17 protein-coding genes and 2 pseudogenes are annotated in these 15,805 nt (G+C 65.8%); 12 read left to right on the top strand and 7 right to left on the bottom strand.

The window, feature by feature from the left end:
* Positions 1-145: 145 nt before the first annotated feature.
* The 4 genes and pseudogenes from ABDV69_RS04335 to ABDV69_RS04320 form a co-directional block, all read left to right on the top strand.
* Complete coding sequence (locus ABDV69_RS04335; protein WP_343572095.1) at positions 146-640, top strand: hypothetical protein; 495 nt, start codon at positions 146-148, stop codon at positions 638-640.
* Between the two features lie 321 nt (positions 641-961).
* Positions 962-1,189 (top strand): antitoxin MazE family protein, encoded by a 228-nt coding sequence (locus ABDV69_RS04330; protein WP_343572094.1) that lies wholly within the window; start codon positions 962-964, stop codon positions 1,187-1,189.
* Complete coding sequence (locus tag ABDV69_RS04325; RefSeq protein WP_343572093.1) at positions 1,186-1,515, top strand: type II toxin-antitoxin system PemK/MazF family toxin; 330 nt, start codon at positions 1,186-1,188, stop codon at positions 1,513-1,515. The genes ABDV69_RS04330 and ABDV69_RS04325 overlap by 4 nt, the downstream gene beginning before the upstream one ends.
* Positions 1,516-1,559: 44 nt before the next feature.
* Positions 1,560-1,819, top strand: a pseudogene (locus ABDV69_RS04320) (hypothetical protein); the annotation flags it as partial.
* A gap of 369 nt (positions 1,820-2,188) precedes the next feature.
* Here the strand turns inward: ABDV69_RS04320 and ABDV69_RS04315 are convergent.
* The 4 genes from ABDV69_RS04315 to ABDV69_RS04300 form a co-directional block, all read right to left on the bottom strand.
* Positions 2,189-3,196: an NADP-dependent oxidoreductase gene (locus ABDV69_RS04315; RefSeq protein WP_343572092.1), complete on the bottom strand. Its 1,008-nt coding sequence runs from the start codon at positions 3,194-3,196 to the stop codon at positions 2,189-2,191.
* An 84-nt stretch (positions 3,197-3,280) separates the two neighbouring features.
* Positions 3,281-3,604: a type II toxin-antitoxin system PemK/MazF family toxin gene (locus ABDV69_RS04310; protein ID WP_343572091.1), complete on the bottom strand. Its 324-nt coding sequence runs from the start codon at positions 3,602-3,604 to the stop codon at positions 3,281-3,283.
* On the bottom strand, positions 3,601-3,810 hold the full coding sequence (locus ABDV69_RS04305) for an antitoxin MazE family protein (RefSeq protein ID WP_343572090.1): 210 nt from the start codon (positions 3,808-3,810) through the stop codon (positions 3,601-3,603). The genes ABDV69_RS04310 and ABDV69_RS04305 overlap by 4 nt, the downstream gene beginning before the upstream one ends.
* 46 nt (positions 3,811-3,856) lie before the next feature.
* Positions 3,857-4,735, bottom strand: coding sequence for a PAC2 family protein (locus tag ABDV69_RS04300; RefSeq protein WP_343572089.1), 879 nt, complete (start codon positions 4,733-4,735; stop codon positions 3,857-3,859).
* A gap of 57 nt (positions 4,736-4,792) precedes the next feature.
* Between ABDV69_RS04300 and ABDV69_RS04295 the strand changes: the two genes are divergently transcribed.
* The 7 genes and pseudogenes from ABDV69_RS04295 (at position 4,793) to ABDV69_RS04265 (ending at position 13,150) form a co-directional block, all read left to right on the top strand.
* Positions 4,793-5,164, top strand: coding sequence for a hypothetical protein (locus ABDV69_RS04295; RefSeq protein ID WP_343572088.1), 372 nt, complete (start codon positions 4,793-4,795; stop codon positions 5,162-5,164).
* 283 nt (positions 5,165-5,447) lie between these two features.
* Entirely contained in the window at positions 5,448-9,191 is a 3,744-nt protein-coding gene (gene metH, locus ABDV69_RS04290) for a methionine synthase (RefSeq protein ID WP_343572087.1), read from the top strand.
* An 8-nt stretch (positions 9,192-9,199) separates the two neighbouring features.
* Positions 9,200-10,648, top strand: coding sequence for a sugar porter family MFS transporter (locus ABDV69_RS04285; protein WP_343572086.1), 1,449 nt, complete (start codon positions 9,200-9,202; stop codon positions 10,646-10,648).
* A gap of 27 nt (positions 10,649-10,675) precedes the next feature.
* A complete protein-coding gene (locus ABDV69_RS04280) occupies positions 10,676-10,957 on the top strand; it encodes a phosphoribosyl-ATP diphosphatase (protein ID WP_343572085.1) in 282 nt (93 codons plus the stop codon).
* Complete coding sequence (hisG, locus tag ABDV69_RS04275; RefSeq protein WP_343572084.1) at positions 10,958-11,839, top strand: ATP phosphoribosyltransferase; 882 nt, start codon at positions 10,958-10,960, stop codon at positions 11,837-11,839.
* Between the two features lie 80 nt (positions 11,840-11,919).
* On the top strand, positions 11,920-12,399 hold the full coding sequence (locus tag ABDV69_RS04270) for a DUF4126 family protein (RefSeq protein WP_343572083.1): 480 nt from the start codon (positions 11,920-11,922) through the stop codon (positions 12,397-12,399).
* Positions 12,396-13,150 (top strand): annotated as a pseudogene (locus ABDV69_RS04265) (hypothetical protein). Before ABDV69_RS04270 ends, ABDV69_RS04265 begins: the two are co-directional and overlap by 4 nt.
* Positions 13,151-13,157: 7 nt before the next feature.
* Here ABDV69_RS04265 and ABDV69_RS04260 read toward each other — a convergent pair.
* On the bottom strand, positions 13,158-14,045 hold the full coding sequence (locus ABDV69_RS04260; protein WP_343572082.1) for a RecB family exonuclease: 888 nt from the start codon (positions 14,043-14,045) through the stop codon (positions 13,158-13,160).
* A gap of 74 nt (positions 14,046-14,119) precedes the next feature.
* On the opposite strand from ABDV69_RS04260, the gene ABDV69_RS04255 reads away from it, so the two are divergent.
* Positions 14,120-15,004 (top strand): tRNA (adenine-N1)-methyltransferase, encoded by an 885-nt coding sequence (locus ABDV69_RS04255; protein ID WP_343572081.1) that lies wholly within the window; start codon positions 14,120-14,122, stop codon positions 15,002-15,004.
* Here the strand turns inward: ABDV69_RS04255 and ABDV69_RS04250 are convergent.
* Entirely contained in the window at positions 14,963-15,256 is a 294-nt protein-coding gene (locus ABDV69_RS04250) for a DUF503 domain-containing protein (RefSeq protein ID WP_343572080.1), read from the bottom strand. The genes ABDV69_RS04255 and ABDV69_RS04250 overlap by 42 nt on opposite strands.
* A 5-nt stretch (positions 15,257-15,261) precedes the next feature.
* Complete coding sequence (locus ABDV69_RS04245) at positions 15,262-15,783, bottom strand: hypothetical protein (RefSeq protein WP_343572079.1); 522 nt, start codon at positions 15,781-15,783, stop codon at positions 15,262-15,264.
* Positions 15,784-15,805 lie beyond the last annotated feature (22 nt).

Here is a 15,805-nt window from a genome sequence, read left to right as displayed (position 1 = left end):
GGGCCCGGAAAGATCTCGCAGGGTGGGGCCAATCCACACCGTCACAGTGGGGCCACTTTAAGTTGACATTGCCAACCCTGCGTACTGGCCGCCCGTCCAGCAGTGGTGCCGGCACAATGATCTCCCCGTAATTGGTTACCACTATTTGACCACCGACGACCCGAACGCCCAAGCCCACGCCTGGACATCCAACAGCGGCGGGTCAATCGCGATGCTGGACTGGGAAGCCAACGGCGGCGACCTAGCAAACCTGACCGCTGTCGTCGACGCGTTCAACAACGCCGGAGTCAGTGTGCAACTGGGCTACTACCCGCACTGGTACTGGCAGCAGCAAGGCGGCGGCATCCTGACAAGACTGGCCACCTATCTGATATCGTCCGGCTACCCCGACGGCGGAGGGTTTGCGTCCGCGATCTACGCCAACTCCGGCGGCAACACCGGCGGAGGTTGGACGCCCTACGGCGGTACCGCCCCGACCGCCTGGCAATTCACCGACCAAGCACGCATCGCCGGACACACCGTCGACTGCAACGCCTACCTAGGTGCCGACCTTCGGGTCCTGTTCGGCAGCATCGCCCCCACACGCGCGCCGACACACGACAGCCCGCCGGGCCACAACGCTCTAGCGAATCGCCACTGAGACCGGCCCGAATCAATGTTTTCCAAAATTTCCCCGCCATCGCAGGTCGTCTGTTCGCACGCATTCAAATTATTTGGCAGGCCGAGGAACACGACCAGCACGCGGTCGAGCCAGACGAGATCGGCATCAGTAACGCTATTTCGGAAGTGACGGGGTAGATTGCCGACTTGTCAGCTAAGTCAGATGCGTGCAGCCCCTTCTAATTTAGCGAGCTGCTCGCACCGGAAACTGCGCCCGTCATCGCCGCATCGAGTCTCGGTACAGCGCACGCACCCGGCTAGAGAGCTTGCCGTCAGGTTCTGTTACATGTAACGTGAGTTTGTGGCCGGTACACGACAGCGAGTCCGTGAACATCGCGAGCGGTTACGCGCTCAGGGGCTTCGGCCTGTCCAGATATGGGTACCTGACGTGCGGGCGCCGGAATTTGCCGCCGAAGCTCACCGCCAGTCGGCCGCCATCGCCGCCAGCGAGCATGAGTCTGACGACCAAGCATTCGTCGATGCAATCTCCGTGGACTGGGCCGCCGCCGAGGGGCAGTCCACCGAGTGAGGCGAGGCGATATTCACATCGCGGCCGCGCGAGGTGCCTACTCCGGTAAGCCAAGACCCGTAATCATCCTTCAAGACAATCGGTTCGATGCCACGGCTTCGATCACGGTCTGTCCACTGACAACCGATCCCGTCGACGCGCCGCTGACCCGAATCGCTGTAGCGCCAACGGCGATGACCGGAATTGAGCAGCCAAGCCACATCATGGTCGACAAGGTCACGACGATGCCGCGAGCAAATGTACGTGATCGTCTGGGCCGCCTAGCCGATGCCGATCTCATCCGACTAAATCGCGCGCTGGTCGTATTCCTCGGACTTGCCGAATAACCCGAACACGATGGACTAACAAAGACAGACTGTGGGGGTAGATTACCGACTTGTCAGCAATCTGGTGCTGTTGTGCCCTTATCATCACCGGCTGCACCATCGTGGCGTCATCACCATCACCGGACCCGCAGACTCACTCACCGTCACCGACCAGGACGGCCGAGTACTGAGCCCGGGATCGCTGGCACGCCCACCAACTCAACCCCCGCCCGCGGTGGCGCCCTGCCCGGGACCTACTGGCGAGCGCGCCGACTGGTGGTGGTACGAACCCTTCCAACCCCAACCACCACCGACAAACAACTGACACTCCCGCCTACAGCGGCGTGGAGATCGGGGCCGACAACCAAACCCGCACCGCCGCCAATGTCGCCGCCTCGACACCGCATATCGACAATGCGCACTGATTGATCCACGTCGGAACGCTGACACATGCATGGCGTTACGGCTTGTGCTTTGCCTGACGTCCACAAGCGTTGCCGGCAGCTGAGCATCGCGACGGTTGGGAGCAACGCTGCGTCGAAGGGGCGCACTACACGGTGACCGGCTGCGAGTATGCCGAAACTTAAAGCCGCCAGCCGATTCTCGAAACAATATGCGCCACAGGTGCATTCGCTCGGCTCGACATTATTCTCGACGACGCACGTACCGATGCGTGCCGCCCTGAACCTGAGCCCTACGTCTTGACCACGAGCTTGCCGACGTTCTTGCCGTCGAAAAGCATGTTGATCGCAGTCGGCAGTTGTTCAAAACCGTCGACGACGGTTTCCAGGGGCGTGAGCTTGTCTTCGGCAATCAGGCCGGCGATTTCGCTGATCGCTTCCGCTGCGCGACCGAAGTGATCGAGCACGATGAACCCCTGCAGTGTCGCTCGCTGAATGAGGAGGTTGCCGAAAGCTTTCGGCCCTGGCGGGGGATCGGCCGCGTTGTAGCCAGAAATCAAGCCGCACAACGCTACTCGTGCACCGAGGTTGAGGCGGTTGAAGACGGCGTCCATGATGTCGCCGCCGACGTTCTCGAAGTCGACGTCGATCCCGTCGGGCGTCGCGGCGGCGAGCCGACGGGCCCAGTCGTCGGCGCGGTAGTCCACCGCCGCGTCGAAGCCGAGCCGCTCGGTCAGCAGCGCACATTTCTCCGGCCCGCCGGCGATCCCGACCACACGTGCCCCGTCCGCTTTGGCCAGCTGACCGGCCACCGAGCCGACCGCGCCGGCGGCGGCCGAAACCACCACCGTCTCACCGGGTTTGGGTTTGCCGATGTCGCGGATGCCGACCCATGCGGTCAACCCGGTCATCCCGAGGGCGCCGAGATAGGCGCTCGGGGAGACGCCGTCAGCGACCTGCACCGGCATCAACGGCGCTGAGTCGGAGGCGACCGCGTACTCCTGCCAGCCGAGCAGGCCTTGCACGGTCATGCCGACCGCATAGTTCGGATTATTAGACGCGACGACTTCGCCGAGCCCGCCCGCGCGCATCACCTCGCCGATGCCGACCGGCGGCAGATACGTCGGTCTGTCGTCGATCCACATCCGGTTCGTCGGGTCCAGCGAGATCCAGTCGACCCGGACGAGCGCTTCGCCGTCGCCGATCTCGGGGACCGGTTGCTCGTCGAGTTCGAACGTGCCGGGGCCGATCTGTCCGCTGGGCCGTTCGCGAAGCAGAAAGCGCCGGTTTCGATCAGACATCACCCATTCCTCCAATTCGTCGCAGCATAAGTCGCGGAACACGTCGGTAGCACCGTGAGCGCCGCTCACGACACGCAAGCGACGTCACGACACTAATCCAAGGAACATCAGCAGCGACCGTTCGATATCCACCATGAGCGCAGGAGTCACGCGGCCGATCCGGGCGCCGAGGTTCGAACGGCGGACCGTCGTGATTTTGTCGATCATCGCGTAGCTGGGCTGGGCAATTCCGGTCTTCGTCGGTACGGCGACTCTGGTCGTCGCCGCTTCACCCACCATGGTCGTGGTCAGCGGCACGATGACCACTGACTCTGTCGCGGAGAACAGGTCGTCCTGCATGATCAGCGCTGGGCGAGGCTTGGATGCATAGACGCTACCGGAGACGGTCCACAGCTCACCGCGGTTCACTCGTCATCGGCTGAGTTGGTAATCGCTTCGACGAAGTCCATGTCGGCACTGTGCCGGTCGGCCTCCGCGAGAGCCAGCGCTTCGCGATGTGCTTCGGCCACGAATCGTTCAGACCGGGTATCGGGTACCCACACCTGAACGGGGCGGTAACCGCGCTCGCGCATGCGTTGGCGGTATTCGCCGGCTCGCCGCGTTGACGTATTCACACGTCGATGCTGCAGGAAACGGCCGTGGCATGCAACATAGTAGCGGTCAGCGCCCGAAGCCTGGGCGGCGCCGGCGCAGGTAACGCTCGAACTCGGCGGCCAGCGCGTCGCCGTCGATCTTGCCCAGCGCCTCGGTCATGTCGACCTCGGCGTCACCGCGCTGCTCCAACGACTGCACGTATTCGGCGATCTCGTCGTCGTCGGCGGTCATCTCGGTGACCGCCTGCTCCCATTCTTCGGCTTGGGCCGGGAGATCGGCCAGCGGCACCTCGATGTCGAGCACGTCTTCGACCCGACGCAGCAGCGCGACAGTCGCTTTCGGATTAGGCGGCTGCGACACGTAGTGCGGGACCGCCGCCCAGAAGGTGACGGCCGGGATCCCGGCGGTCACGCAGGCGTCCTGAAACACCCCGGCGATGCCCGTCGGCCCTTCGTATCGGGTTTCCTGCAGCCCGAAGCGGCGCGCGGACTCGGGGGAGTAGGCCGCCCCGGAGACCGGCACCGGCCGGGTGTGCGGCGTGTCAGCCAGCAGTGCACCCAGGATGACCACGGTGTCGACGTTGAGCTTGTCGGCGACGGCCAACAACTCGGCGCAGAAGGTGCGCCACCGCATGTTGGGCTCGACGCCGTGCATCAGCACGATGTCGCGAGCGGCGCCCGGCGGGCGGCAGTGCGAGATCCGCATCGACGGCCACACCAGTTCGCGGGTCACGCCGTCGACCTGCCGGATCACCGGGCGGTTCACCTGGTAGTCGTAGTAGGCCTCGTCGTCGATCTCGACGATCGGGTCGGCCTCCCAGATCGCGTCCAAATGCTCGAGCGCGTCGCTGGCCGCGTCGCCGGCGTCGTTCCAACCCTCGAATGCAGCCACGACGACCGTGTTGTGCAGGTCGGGAAGTGAGGCGCTGACATCCGGCGAGGTCACGCATTTAGGGTACGGCGTCGACGCCCCTGGCGGCGGTGCAGGCGGGCAAGGTCGTGAATGGTTGCGGCGCGCGTCCACCGAGAAGTAGCGGATGAGGTCAAGGCCGGTGCGAGCATCCAGATCACCGACCGTGGTCAGTCAGTGGCCCGCTTGGTGCCGCTCAAGGTCGCCGAGCATGCGCTCAGCAAGCTCATTGCCGCTGGGCGGTTGATCCCGGCGACCGCTCCGCGGGTTCCGTTGCGCGTCGAGCAACTCGTCCACGGTGAATCGCTCCGCTCTGCGTTGGACGAGCTGGGCACTCTCGATGCGATACACCTGGCCACTGCGCACAGCCAACGACATCACCTAGTGGCGTTCTGCGCCTATGATCGCGGGCTGTTGCAGGCCGCAGAATCACCAGGGCTGCCGACCGTCTGCCCGCAGAGATAGACCGCGTTATTCCATAGGCCAGCTATGCTTGCGTCAAAGACGCCGCTGAACATGGACGCTTATGAGACTGGCAGCCTTGAGGCGAAATGCGTTCGGCTGCAATCTGGTTAACCTTGGCGACTACGACACTGCCGACAAGATCCAACCGGGTCGGGTCGAGCTAGGCGTCCAGACGTCAATTGACGACGTAGACTTTCCCGGTCGAGAGGCGTTGCAACGGATACGGGTATCCGCCACGCTCGGCAGAGTCAAGGACGTCTTCCGTTACGGAAGGAATGCACACTTGAACGCCACCGAGTCGAACATCCGTCCCGACTGCACCGACGAACTGACGGCCGCGCTGGGCCGGCGGATCATGGTGATCGACGGCGCCATGGGCACGGCGATCCAGCGGGACCGGCCGGACGAGGCGGGCTATCGCGGCGAGCGGTTCAAGGACTGGCCGAGCGACCTGCAGGGCAACAACGATCTGCTCACCCTGACCCAGCCGCAGATCATCGAGGGGATCCACCGCGAGTACCTCGAGGCGGGTGCCGACATCTTGGAGACCAACACGTTCAACGCGAACGCGGTCTCGCTCTCCGACTACGGCATGGCGGAGCTGAGCTACGAGCTGAACTACGCCGGCGCTGCCCTGGCACGTAAGGCCTGCGACGAGTTCAGCACCCCGGACAAGCCCCGCTACGTGGCCGGGGCGCTGGGGCCGACGACGCGGACCGCGTCGATCTCGCCGGACGTCAACGACCCCGGGGCCCGCAACGTCTCCTACGACCAGCTGGTCGCCGCCTACCTCGAATCCGCCAACGGCCTGGTCGACGGTGGTGCCGACCTCCTCATCATCGAGACGATCTTCGACTCGCTGAACGCCAAGGCGGCGGTGTTCGCCGTCGAGACGCTGTTCGAGGACCGCGGACGCCGCTGGCCGCTGATCATCTCGGGCACCATCACCGATGCGTCCGGACGGACGTTGTCCGGTCAGGTCACCGAAGCATTCTGGAACGCGATCAGCCACGCGAAGCCGATCGCGGTGGGCCTCAACTGTGCCCTGGGCGCGCCGGAGATGCGGCCCTACATCGCCGAGGTGTCCCGGATCGCGGACACCTTCGTCTCCTGCTACCCCAACGCCGGCCTGCCCAACGCCTTCGGCGAGTACGACGAGTCCCCGGAACGCCAGGCCTCCTACATCGCCGAGTTCGCCGAGGCCGGCCTGGTCAACCTCGTCGGTGGTTGCTGCGGAACGACGCCGGCGCACATCGCCGAGATCGCCAAGGTCATCGAGGGCACACCGCAGCGCACGGTGCCGGAGATCCCGGTGGCCACCCGGCTCTCGGGTCTGGAGCCGCTCAACATCACCGACGATTCCCTGTTCGTCAACATCGGTGAGCGCACCAATATCACCGGCTCCGCCCGGTTCCGCAACCTGATCAAGGCCGAGGACTACGACACCGCGCTGTCGGTCGCCCTGCAGCAGGTGGAGGTCGGTGCGCAGGTCATCGACATCAACATGGACGAGGGCATGATCGACGGCGTCGCCGCGATGGACCGGTTCACCAAGCTGATCGCGGCCGAGCCGGACATCAGCCGCGTCCCGGTGATGATCGACTCCTCCAAGTGGGAGGTCATCGAGGCGGGCCTGAAGAACGTGCAGGGCAAGCCGATCGTCAACTCGATCTCGATGAAGGAGGGCGAGGAGAAGTTCGTCCGCGAGGCACGGCTGTGCCGCAAGTACGGTGCCGCCGTCGTCGTGATGGCCTTCGACGAGCAGGGTCAGGCCGACAACCTGGAGCGCCGCAAACAGATCTGCGGGCGCGCCTACCGGATCCTGACCGAGGAGGTCGGCTTCCCAGCCGAGGACATCATCTTCGACCCGAACTGCTTCGCGTTGGCGACCGGTATCGAGGAGCACGCGACCTACGGGATCGACTTCATCGAGGCCTGCGCCTGGATCAAGGAGAACCTCCCCGGGGTGCACATCTCCGGCGGTATCTCCAACGTGTCGTTCTCGTTTAGGGGCAACAATCCCGTCCGCGAGGCGATCCACGCGGTGTTCCTGTTCCACGCCATCAAGGCCGGCCTGGACATGGGCATCGTCAACGCGGGTGCGCTGGTGCCCTACGACTCGATCGAACCCGAGTTGCGGGACCGGATCGAGGACGTCGTGCTGAACCGTCGCGAGGATGCGGCCGAACGGCTCCTGGAGATCGCCGAACGGTTCAACAGCACGGAAACGACCGGTGACGTGGTTGTTCAAGAGTGGCGCAGCCTGCCGGTCCGCGAGCGGATCACGCACGCCCTGGTCAAGGGCATCGACGCCGACGTCGACGCCGACACCGAGGAACTGCGGGCCGAGATCGCCGACGCGGGTGGGCGCCCGATCGAGGTGATCGAGGGCCCGCTGATGGACGGCATGAACGTCGTCGGCGACCTCTTCGGCGCGGGCAAGATGTTCCTGCCCCAGGTGGTGAAGTCGGCCCGGGTGATGAAGAAGGCCGTTGCGTACCTGCTGCCATTCATCGAGGCGGAGAAAGATGCCGCCGGTGCCACTGGAGATTCGGGGAATAAGGACACCAACGGCACGATCATCATGGCGACGGTGAAGGGCGACGTCCACGACATCGGCAAGAACATCGTCGGGGTCGTGCTGCAGTGCAACAACTACGAAGTAATCGACCTCGGTGTGATGGTGCCTGCCCAGAAAATCCTGGACGCGGCCAAGGAGCACAACGCCGACATCATCGGGCTGTCCGGCCTGATCACCCCGTCCCTGGACGAGATGGTCAACTTCGCCGTCGAGATGGAACGCGAGGGGCTGGAGATCCCGCTGCTGATCGGTGGCGCGACCACTTCGCGCGCTCACACGGCGGTGAAGGTGGCGCCGCGTCGCAGCGGCCCGGTGGTCTGGGTCAAGGACGCGTCCCGCTCGGTGCCGGTCGCCGCTGCGCTGCTCGACGACAAGCAGCGCCCAGCCCTGCTGGAGGCCACCGAAACCGACTACGCAGCCCTTCGCGAACGGCACGCCCAGAAGAGCGAGCGGCCGATGCTGACGCTGGAGAAGGCCCGTGCGAACCGGACGCCGATCGAATGGGACGGCTACACGCCGCCGGTGCCCGCCCAGGGTGTGGGAGTACGGGAGTTCCACGACTACGACCTCGCCGAGTTGCGCGAGTACATCGACTGGCAGCCGTTCTTCAACGCCTGGGAGATGAAGGGACGCTTCCCCGACATCCTCAACAACCCGGTTTCGGGCGAGACTGCCCGCAAGCTGTACGACGACGCGCAGGAGATGCTCGACACCGCGATCAAGGAGAAGTGGCTGACCGCCAACGGGGTGATCGGTTTCTTCCCGGCGAACGCGGTCGGCGACGACATCGAGGTCTACACCGACGACACCCGTAGCGAGGTGTTGACCACGTTGCACAACCTGCGCCAGCAGGGCGAGCACCGGGCCGGCATCCCGAACCGGTCGCTGGGCGACTACATCGCCCCCAAAGAAACGGGCCTCCGGGACTACGTCGGCGCCTTCGCCGTCACCACTGGACTCGGCAGCGCTGCCTTGATCGCGGAGTTCAAGGCGGCCAACGACGACTACAGCGCGATCCTGCTGGAGTCGCTCGCCGACCGACTGGCCGAGGCGTTCGCCGAACGGATGCACCAGCGGGTCCGCAAGGAGTTCTGGGGATTCCAGCCCGACGAGCAGTTGGACAGCGAGGCACTCATCGGTGAGAAGTACATCGGAATCCGCCCTGCCCCCGGCTACCCGGCCTGCCCGGAGCACACCGAGAAGGTGACGCTCTTCACGCTGATGGACGTTCAGGAGCGGACCGGCATCCAGTTGACCGAGTCGATGGCGATGTGGCCCGGTGCCGCCGTCAGCGGCTGGTATTTCTCGCACCCGCAGTCGCAGTACTTCGTGGTCGGTCGGATGGCCCAGGACCAGGTCGCCGACTACGCCAAGCGCAAGGGCTGGACCCTGGCCGAAGCCGAGCGCTGGCTCGGCCCCAACCTCGGCTACAACCCCGAGGACTGAGGCTGGCGTTGGCTGAGGCTCCGCACGAAGACCTGCCGGTCGACCCTCGGGCTGCGCGGGCAGCCTTCCAGTCGGCGGTGCGTTACGCGTCGGTGGCCGCGATCGGCGGACTGTTGTTCGGTTACGACATTTCGACGACCAACCGCGCGGTCAACGCTCTGCAGGTCACCTTCCACATCGGCAACGGAATCCTGGGCTTCGCGGCGGCCTCGGGGGTGCTGGGTGCGGCGATCGGAGCGGTGTGGGCCGGCCGGATCGGCGACCGGTTGGGCCGCGTGTCGCTGATGAAGCTTTCGGCGGCTTCGTTCTTCGTGTGCGGACTCGGCGCCGGGTTGGCGACCAGCATATGGATGTTCATCGCCTTCCACCTCGTCGGTGGTGTCGGCATCGGCTTCTCGTCGGTTGCGGCTCCGGCCTACATCGCCGAGGTCTCACCCCCGCGCCTCCGCGGCCGGCTCGGCTCGCTGCAGCAGCTTGCCATCGTGTGCGGCCTGTTCGGGGCGTTGGCGTGGACCTGGGTGCCGTTCCACCTCGCCGGTGGTTCGACCAAGCCGTTGTGGTCGGGCCTGGCGGCCTGGCGCTGGACGTTCCTCGGCGAGTTGCTCTTGGCGCTGCTCTACTTCGTGCTGCTGTTTACGATTCCCGAGTCGCCACGGTATCTGGTCGCCCGGCAACGTGTTTCGCAAGCCGCGCAGGTGCTGTCCACGCTACTGGGGGAACGCGACGCTGCGCACACCATCGCCCGGATCGCCGACACCCTTGAGCAGGAGAAGCCGCAATCGTGGCGCGATCTGCGCAATCCGGCCGGCGGACTGTATGGAATCGTCTGGGTCGGCTTGGGGCTGGCCGTCTTTCAGCAGTTCGTCGGTATCAACGTGATCTTCAACTACTCCGATTTGCTCTGGCAGACAGTGGGATTCGGTGATAGATCGTCGTTCACCATCGGTTTGGTGACCACCGGGGTCAACGTGCTGATCACGTTGGTGGCGATCGCGCTGATCGATCGGCTCGGTCGAAGACCGCTGCTGCTGGCGGGGTCGGCGGGCATGTCGCTGATGCTGATCACCATGACGGTGGTTTTCGCCGGCGCGCCCGTGCGCAACGGTGAGCCGCAACTCGACGGGGCGTCGGCGATCGTCGCGCTGGTGGCGGCCGATCTGTTCGTGGTCTCGTTCGCCGTGTCCTGGGGGCCGGTGTTGTGGGTGCTGCTGGGCGAGATGTTCCCCAACCGGATCCGGTCGGCAGCGCTGGGCCTGGCCTCGGGCGTGCAGTGGATGGCCAATTGGACCATCGCGGTGACCTTCCCGGCGCTGCGTCACACGCTCGTCGTCGCCTACGGCTGCTACGCGTTATGTGCCGTGCTGTCATTCGTTTTCGTCTGGCGATGGGTGCGGGAGACCAACGGGGTGTCGCTGGAGGACATGTCCGACGAGGCGTCGCCTGCGGCGGCGATCTGAAACCGCCGTGACTTCGATCAGCTGACCATGAAACAATCGCTGGCCGTGAAGACCTTCGAGGATCTGTTTGCCGAACTCGGGATGCGCGCCCGCACCCGTCCGCCCGGCAGCGGCACCGTCGCCGCGCTGGACAGCGGCGTGCATACGCTGGGCAAGAAAATCCTCGAAGAGGCCGGCGAAGTGTGGCTGGCCGCCGAACACGAGTCCGACGAGGCGCTAGCCGAAGAGATCAGCCAGTTGTTGTACTGGGTCCAGGTGCTGATGATCGCCCGCGGGCTCACACTCGCCGACGTGTACCGGAAACTGTAGATGACGGCGCACGGGTCCACCAACCTGCGGGTCGCGGTTCCCAACAAGGGGGCGTTGAGCGAGTCGGCGGTCGAAATCCTGTCCGAGGCCGGCTACCGGCGCCGCACCGACCCCAAAGACCTGACGGTCATCGACCCACACAACCACGTCGAGTTCTTCTTCCTGCGGCCCAAGGACATTGCCATCTACGTCGGCTCGGGCGAGCTCGACTTCGGCATCACCGGAAGGGATTTGGCGCGCGAATCTCGCGCGCCCGTGCGCGAACGACTCGCATTGGGCTTCGGCTTTTCCACCTTCCGGTACGCCGCGCCGGCCGGACGGAATTGGACGATCGACGACCTGGCCGGCCGGCGTATCGCCACCGCCTACCCGAACATCGTGCGAGAAGACATGGCGGCCCGCGGTATTGAGGCGACCGTCATCCGGCTGGACGGCGCCGTGGAGATCTCGGTGCAGCTCGGGGTAGCCGATGCGATCGCCGACGTGGTGGGCTCGGGCCGCACCTTGAACCTGCACAACCTGGTGGCCTTCGGTGAAACACTGTGCGACTCGGAGGCAGTCCTCATCGAGCAGGTCAACCCGCACGCTGCCGGGCGGCCGGACGGCGCGGCCCGCGATCAATTGGTGGCCCGGGTACAGGGCGTGGTATTCGGTCAGCAATACCTGATGCTGGACTACGACTGTCCGCGTTCGGTTCTCGACTCTGCGACATCGATCACGCCCGGTTTGGAGTCACCCACGATCGCCCCGCTGGCCGACCCCGAGTGGGTGGCGGTGCGTGCCCTGGTGCCTCGACGGGACGTCAACGCGATCATGGATGAGCTGGCGGCCATCGGTGCGAAAGCGATCCTGGCATCGGACATCCGGTTCTGCCGGTTCTGATCATGCTTGCACCAGTGTTGTCGGCGTTGCTGTGTTAGCGTCCGCCCGGAGCCGCGTTTTCCGGCACGAGGAGATTCGCAATGACGCATTTCTACGTTCTGCTGGTTGCTCTCGGAATCGGTGTGATCGCCGGTTTGCGAACCTTCACCGCCCCGGCCGTCGTCTCGTGGGCGGCGGTGCTGCACTGGATCAACCTCAACAACACCTGGGCCTCTTGGGTCGGCAACGTGATCACCGCGATCATCTTCAGTGTGCTGGCCCTCGGTGAGCTGTACCTCGACAAGCAGCCCAAGACACCGGCCCGCACGGCACCGCCACCGTTCATCGGCCGGCTCGTCTCGGGCGGGTTCGCCGGAGCTGTCGTCGGCACCGTGTGGGCGTTCACCTACAGCGCGCTCGGCGCCGGCGTCGTGGGTGCCGTCGTGGGGACCATGGTCGGCTACCAGGCGCGCGCCCGGCTGTCCGGGTCGTTCGGCCGCGACCTGCTGGCCGCTCTGCTCGAAGACGTCGTTGCAGTCGGCGGAGGATTCGCGCTCGCCGCAGTCATCGCCGCTCTGTGACACAGCGTTTCGACGCGATCGTGTGAGTGCCGGCCAGGCCGGACCACCGCTGGCCGGACGATTGGATTGACCGCGGCCGGCCAGACCGTTGCAATGCTGGAGCGCAAGCTGTTCGGCGGCACCTGCGTCACCGCCGGATGTATTCCGACCAAGACATCGGTGGCCAGCGCGTACGCCGCTGATCTGGCCCGCCGCGGCTCCGACTACGGCGTCCGCACCGGCCCGGTCATCGTCGACATGTCAAAAGTCAAGGCGGGCAGGGACGGCATCGTCTTCGACGACCGCAGCGGCCAAGGCGCCTTTACCCATCCGCCCTACAACGACTTCGCGATCGTCGCGGCCAATCTGCTCGACAATGATTCCCAGGCGACCCCACGGCTGGTTAGCGACCGGATCGCTACCTACGCGCTCTACATCGACCCGCCGCTGGGACGTGCCGGGCTGACCGTCGAGCAGGTGCGCAAGTCCGGCCGGCCCGCGCTGGTCGGGCAGCGGCCGATGACCAAGGTCGGGCCGAGCGGTGGAAAGGGGTGAGAAGCAAGACTTTATGAAGGTCGTCGTTGACGCCAAGACCAAGCAGATCCTCGGGGCGGCCATCCTGGGGGTGGGCGGCGACGAGGCCATCCACGGCATCCTCGACACGATGTCGGCCCAAGCGCCGTACCCGACGCTGGCCCGCACAATGCACATCCATCCGACGGTGAGCGAACTGATACCGACCATGCTGCAGGAGATGTCGCTGCTGCAGTAGTCGCGGCTCAGGCGGCCGGTTCGGCGCCCTGCTGCAGCACGGTGTCGGCGTCGTCGTCGTCGGGAACGTCCGGCCAACCGGGGTACGGCGGCGGTGTGCCGCCGAAGACCGGACAGTGCGAGTGATGCGCGCACCAATCGCACAGTCGAGATGGCTGCGGCCTGAAATCGCCTGTGGCACCCGCGGATTGAATGGCGTGCCAGATCGCCATCAAGGTCTTCTCGAAGCGCAGCAACTCGTCTTCGTCGGGGGAGTAGTCCAGCAGCTGGCCGTCGGCCAGATAGATCAGCCGCAGCCGCGTCGGCAGCACACCGCGCGAGCGCAGCAACGCGACCGCATAGAACTTCATCTGGAACATGGCCTTGAACTCGGCCAGCGCCCGCGCCTCCGATGGCGCCTTGCCGGTTTTGTAGTCCACCACCCGCAATTCGCCGGTTGGCGCGACGTCGATGCGGTCGATGATTCCGCGCAGCAAGGTGCCGTCGGCCAGCTCGACCTCGATGCGCTGCTCGCAGCTCTGCGGGTCGAACCGGGTCGGGTCTTCCAGGCGGTAGTAGCCGGACAGCAGTTTGCGGGCCTCGTCGAGCAGGTGCGTCTGCTGCTCGACGTCCAATTGCTCGACCAGTTCGGGTTCCGCGGCGACCACCTGCTCCCACGCCGGGCCGACCAGCGCGTCGACGGTCTGCGGGCCGCGCCGCGCGGCGGGCAGGCCGTACAGCCGCTCCAATGCCGCGTGCACGACGGAGCCGCGGACCTGGGCGGTCGAGGACGGCTCGGGGAGCCGGTCGATGGCACGGAAGCGGTAGAGCAGCGGGCATTGCTTGAAGTCGGCAGCCCGCGATGGTGACAGGGCCGGCCGCCGCCTGGCTGGTGTGCCCGGTTGGTCTCCGTCCATATCCGCAGCCTAGAAGCCGGGTCGGACAACCCCGCGCAGCTCTGGCGGCGCGTCTGCTGGCAGGCTTGTCCGCTGTGTCCACAACCGGCCCGTTCGTCTCGGGTGATCGTGTGCAGCTCACCGACGCCAAGGGCCGGCACTACACGATGGTGCTGCGCCCCGGCAGCGAGTTCCACACCCACCGGGGCGCGATCATGCACGACGCGGTGATCGGGCAGCCGGAGGGCAGCGTGGTCAAGTCCGCCAACGGCGACAAGTTCCTGGTGCTGCGGCCGCTGCTGGTGGACTACGTGCTGTCGATGCCGCGTGGCGCACAGGTGGTCTACCCGAAGGACGCCGCGCAGATCGTGCACGAGGGTGACGTTTTCCCGGGTGCACGGGTGTTGGAGGCCGGGGCCGGATCCGGGGCGTTGACCTGTTCGCTGTTGCGCGCCGTCGGGCCGGACGGGCGGGTGATCTCCTACGATGTGCGCGTCGACCACGCCGAACACGCGCGCCGCAATGTGGAAACGTTCTTCGGCTGCATCCCGGACAACTGGCGTCTGGTGATCGGCGATGTCGTCGACGCCGACCTGCCCGACGGCTCGATCGACCGGGCGGTGTTGGACATGCTCGCGCCGTGGGACGTGCTCGAGCGGGTGTCGCGGGCGCTGGTCGCCGGCGGCGTGCTGATGATCTACGTGGCGACCGTGACCCAGCTCTCGAGGGCAGTGGAAGCGATACGCGCACAACAGTGTTGGACGGAGCCGCGGGCCTGGGAGACGATGCAGCGCGGCTGGAATGTCGTCGGGTTGGCGGTGCGGCCGCAACATAACATGCGCGGGCACACGGCGTTCTTGGTGTTTGCGCGCAAGTTGGCGCCCGGCGCCGTCACGCCCACGCCGCTGCACAGAAAGCAGCGCCCCACCGAACCCGGCTCAGTCGCCGCTGCGGACCAGATCCCTTCGGACCGAGAGTAATTCGAATTCAGGATGCGCGGCCACCAATCGCTCTGCGGCGTCGAGAACGTCGACGGCGTGTCGGCGATCGGCCGATGCCATTGCCACGCCGATCTCGGCTCGTCGATGTAGATCCTGCGACCCGGTCTCGGCGGCCGAGACGTTGAATTTGCGTTGCAACTCGGCGACCACCGGACGCACCACCGACCGCTTCTCTTTGAGCGAGTGCACGTCTCCGAGCAGCAGGTCGAACTCGAGCCAGCCGATCCACACGCGGGTCAGTGACCCGGTGTCGTCGGTGGCTCGGGCGTGTCGGCGCGGAACGCCAACAGGACATCGGCGGTTCGTGCCGACAGTTGCCAACCGCCTTGGTAGGGCCTGAATTCCATCGGGAAGGCGAAGTGTGGACCTTTCGGACTGCCCGAACTGACGTCGACGTTCGCCACTACGTCGGCGGGGTCGCGGTCGGACCAATTGACTTCGCGCACATCGAATTTCGCCGGCGCGAAGCCGCCGTTGATCAGGGCGTTGGCAAATTGGTCGAAGACGCCGGCGTTTTCCGGCGTAGCGCCCTCGACAAGGTTCAGCTTCTCCCGCCCGGGCACCGATGCGTCGGCCAGTCGGGACAGCACACCTGCCAGCGCCTCGGGCGGTGGCAGCGGCGCGGCCTGCGGAGCCGGCGTCGGACTTGGCGCCGCCGAGTTCGACGGTGCCGCGCTGTCCCGCGCGGCGTCGTCGTCCTCGCCATTGGAACACCCGGCAAGCCCGAGCGCCCCCGCAATCGCGGCGGTACTCAACATTGCGGCCAGGCTCCGGCGCATG

Origin of the sequence: Mycobacterium sp., assembly GCF_039583785.1 — a bacterium.
Lineage (GTDB): Bacteria > Actinomycetota > Actinomycetes > Mycobacteriales > Mycobacteriaceae > Mycobacterium.
The sequence above is the reverse complement of the archived record's forward strand: the minus strand, read 5'-3'. Positions and strand labels throughout refer to the sequence as shown.

What these genes read in the sequence shown, in the direction of transcription:
- ABDV69_RS04295 (WP_343572088.1), top strand. Translation starts at nt 4,793, where the DNA reads ATGGTTGCGGCGCGCGTCCACCGAGAAGTAGCGGATGAGGTCAAGGCC.
- ABDV69_RS04270 (WP_343572083.1), top strand. Translation starts at nt 11,920, where the DNA reads ATGACGCATTTCTACGTTCTGCTGGTTGCTCTCGGAATCGGTGTGATC.
- ABDV69_RS04315 (WP_343572092.1), bottom strand. Translation starts at nt 3,196, where the DNA reads ATGTCTGATCGAAACCGGCGCTTTCTGCTTCGCGAACGGCCCAGCGGA.
- ABDV69_RS04245 (WP_343572079.1), bottom strand. Translation starts at nt 15,783, where the DNA reads ATGTTGAGTACCGCCGCGATTGCGGGGGCGCTCGGGCTTGCCGGGTGT.
- hisG (WP_343572084.1), top strand. Translation starts at nt 10,958, where the DNA reads ATGACGGCGCACGGGTCCACCAACCTGCGGGTCGCGGTTCCCAACAAG.
- ABDV69_RS04280 (WP_343572085.1), top strand. Translation starts at nt 10,676, where the DNA reads ATGAAACAATCGCTGGCCGTGAAGACCTTCGAGGATCTGTTTGCCGAA.
- ABDV69_RS04260 (WP_343572082.1), bottom strand. Translation starts at nt 14,045, where the DNA reads ATGGACGGAGACCAACCGGGCACACCAGCCAGGCGGCGGCCGGCCCTG.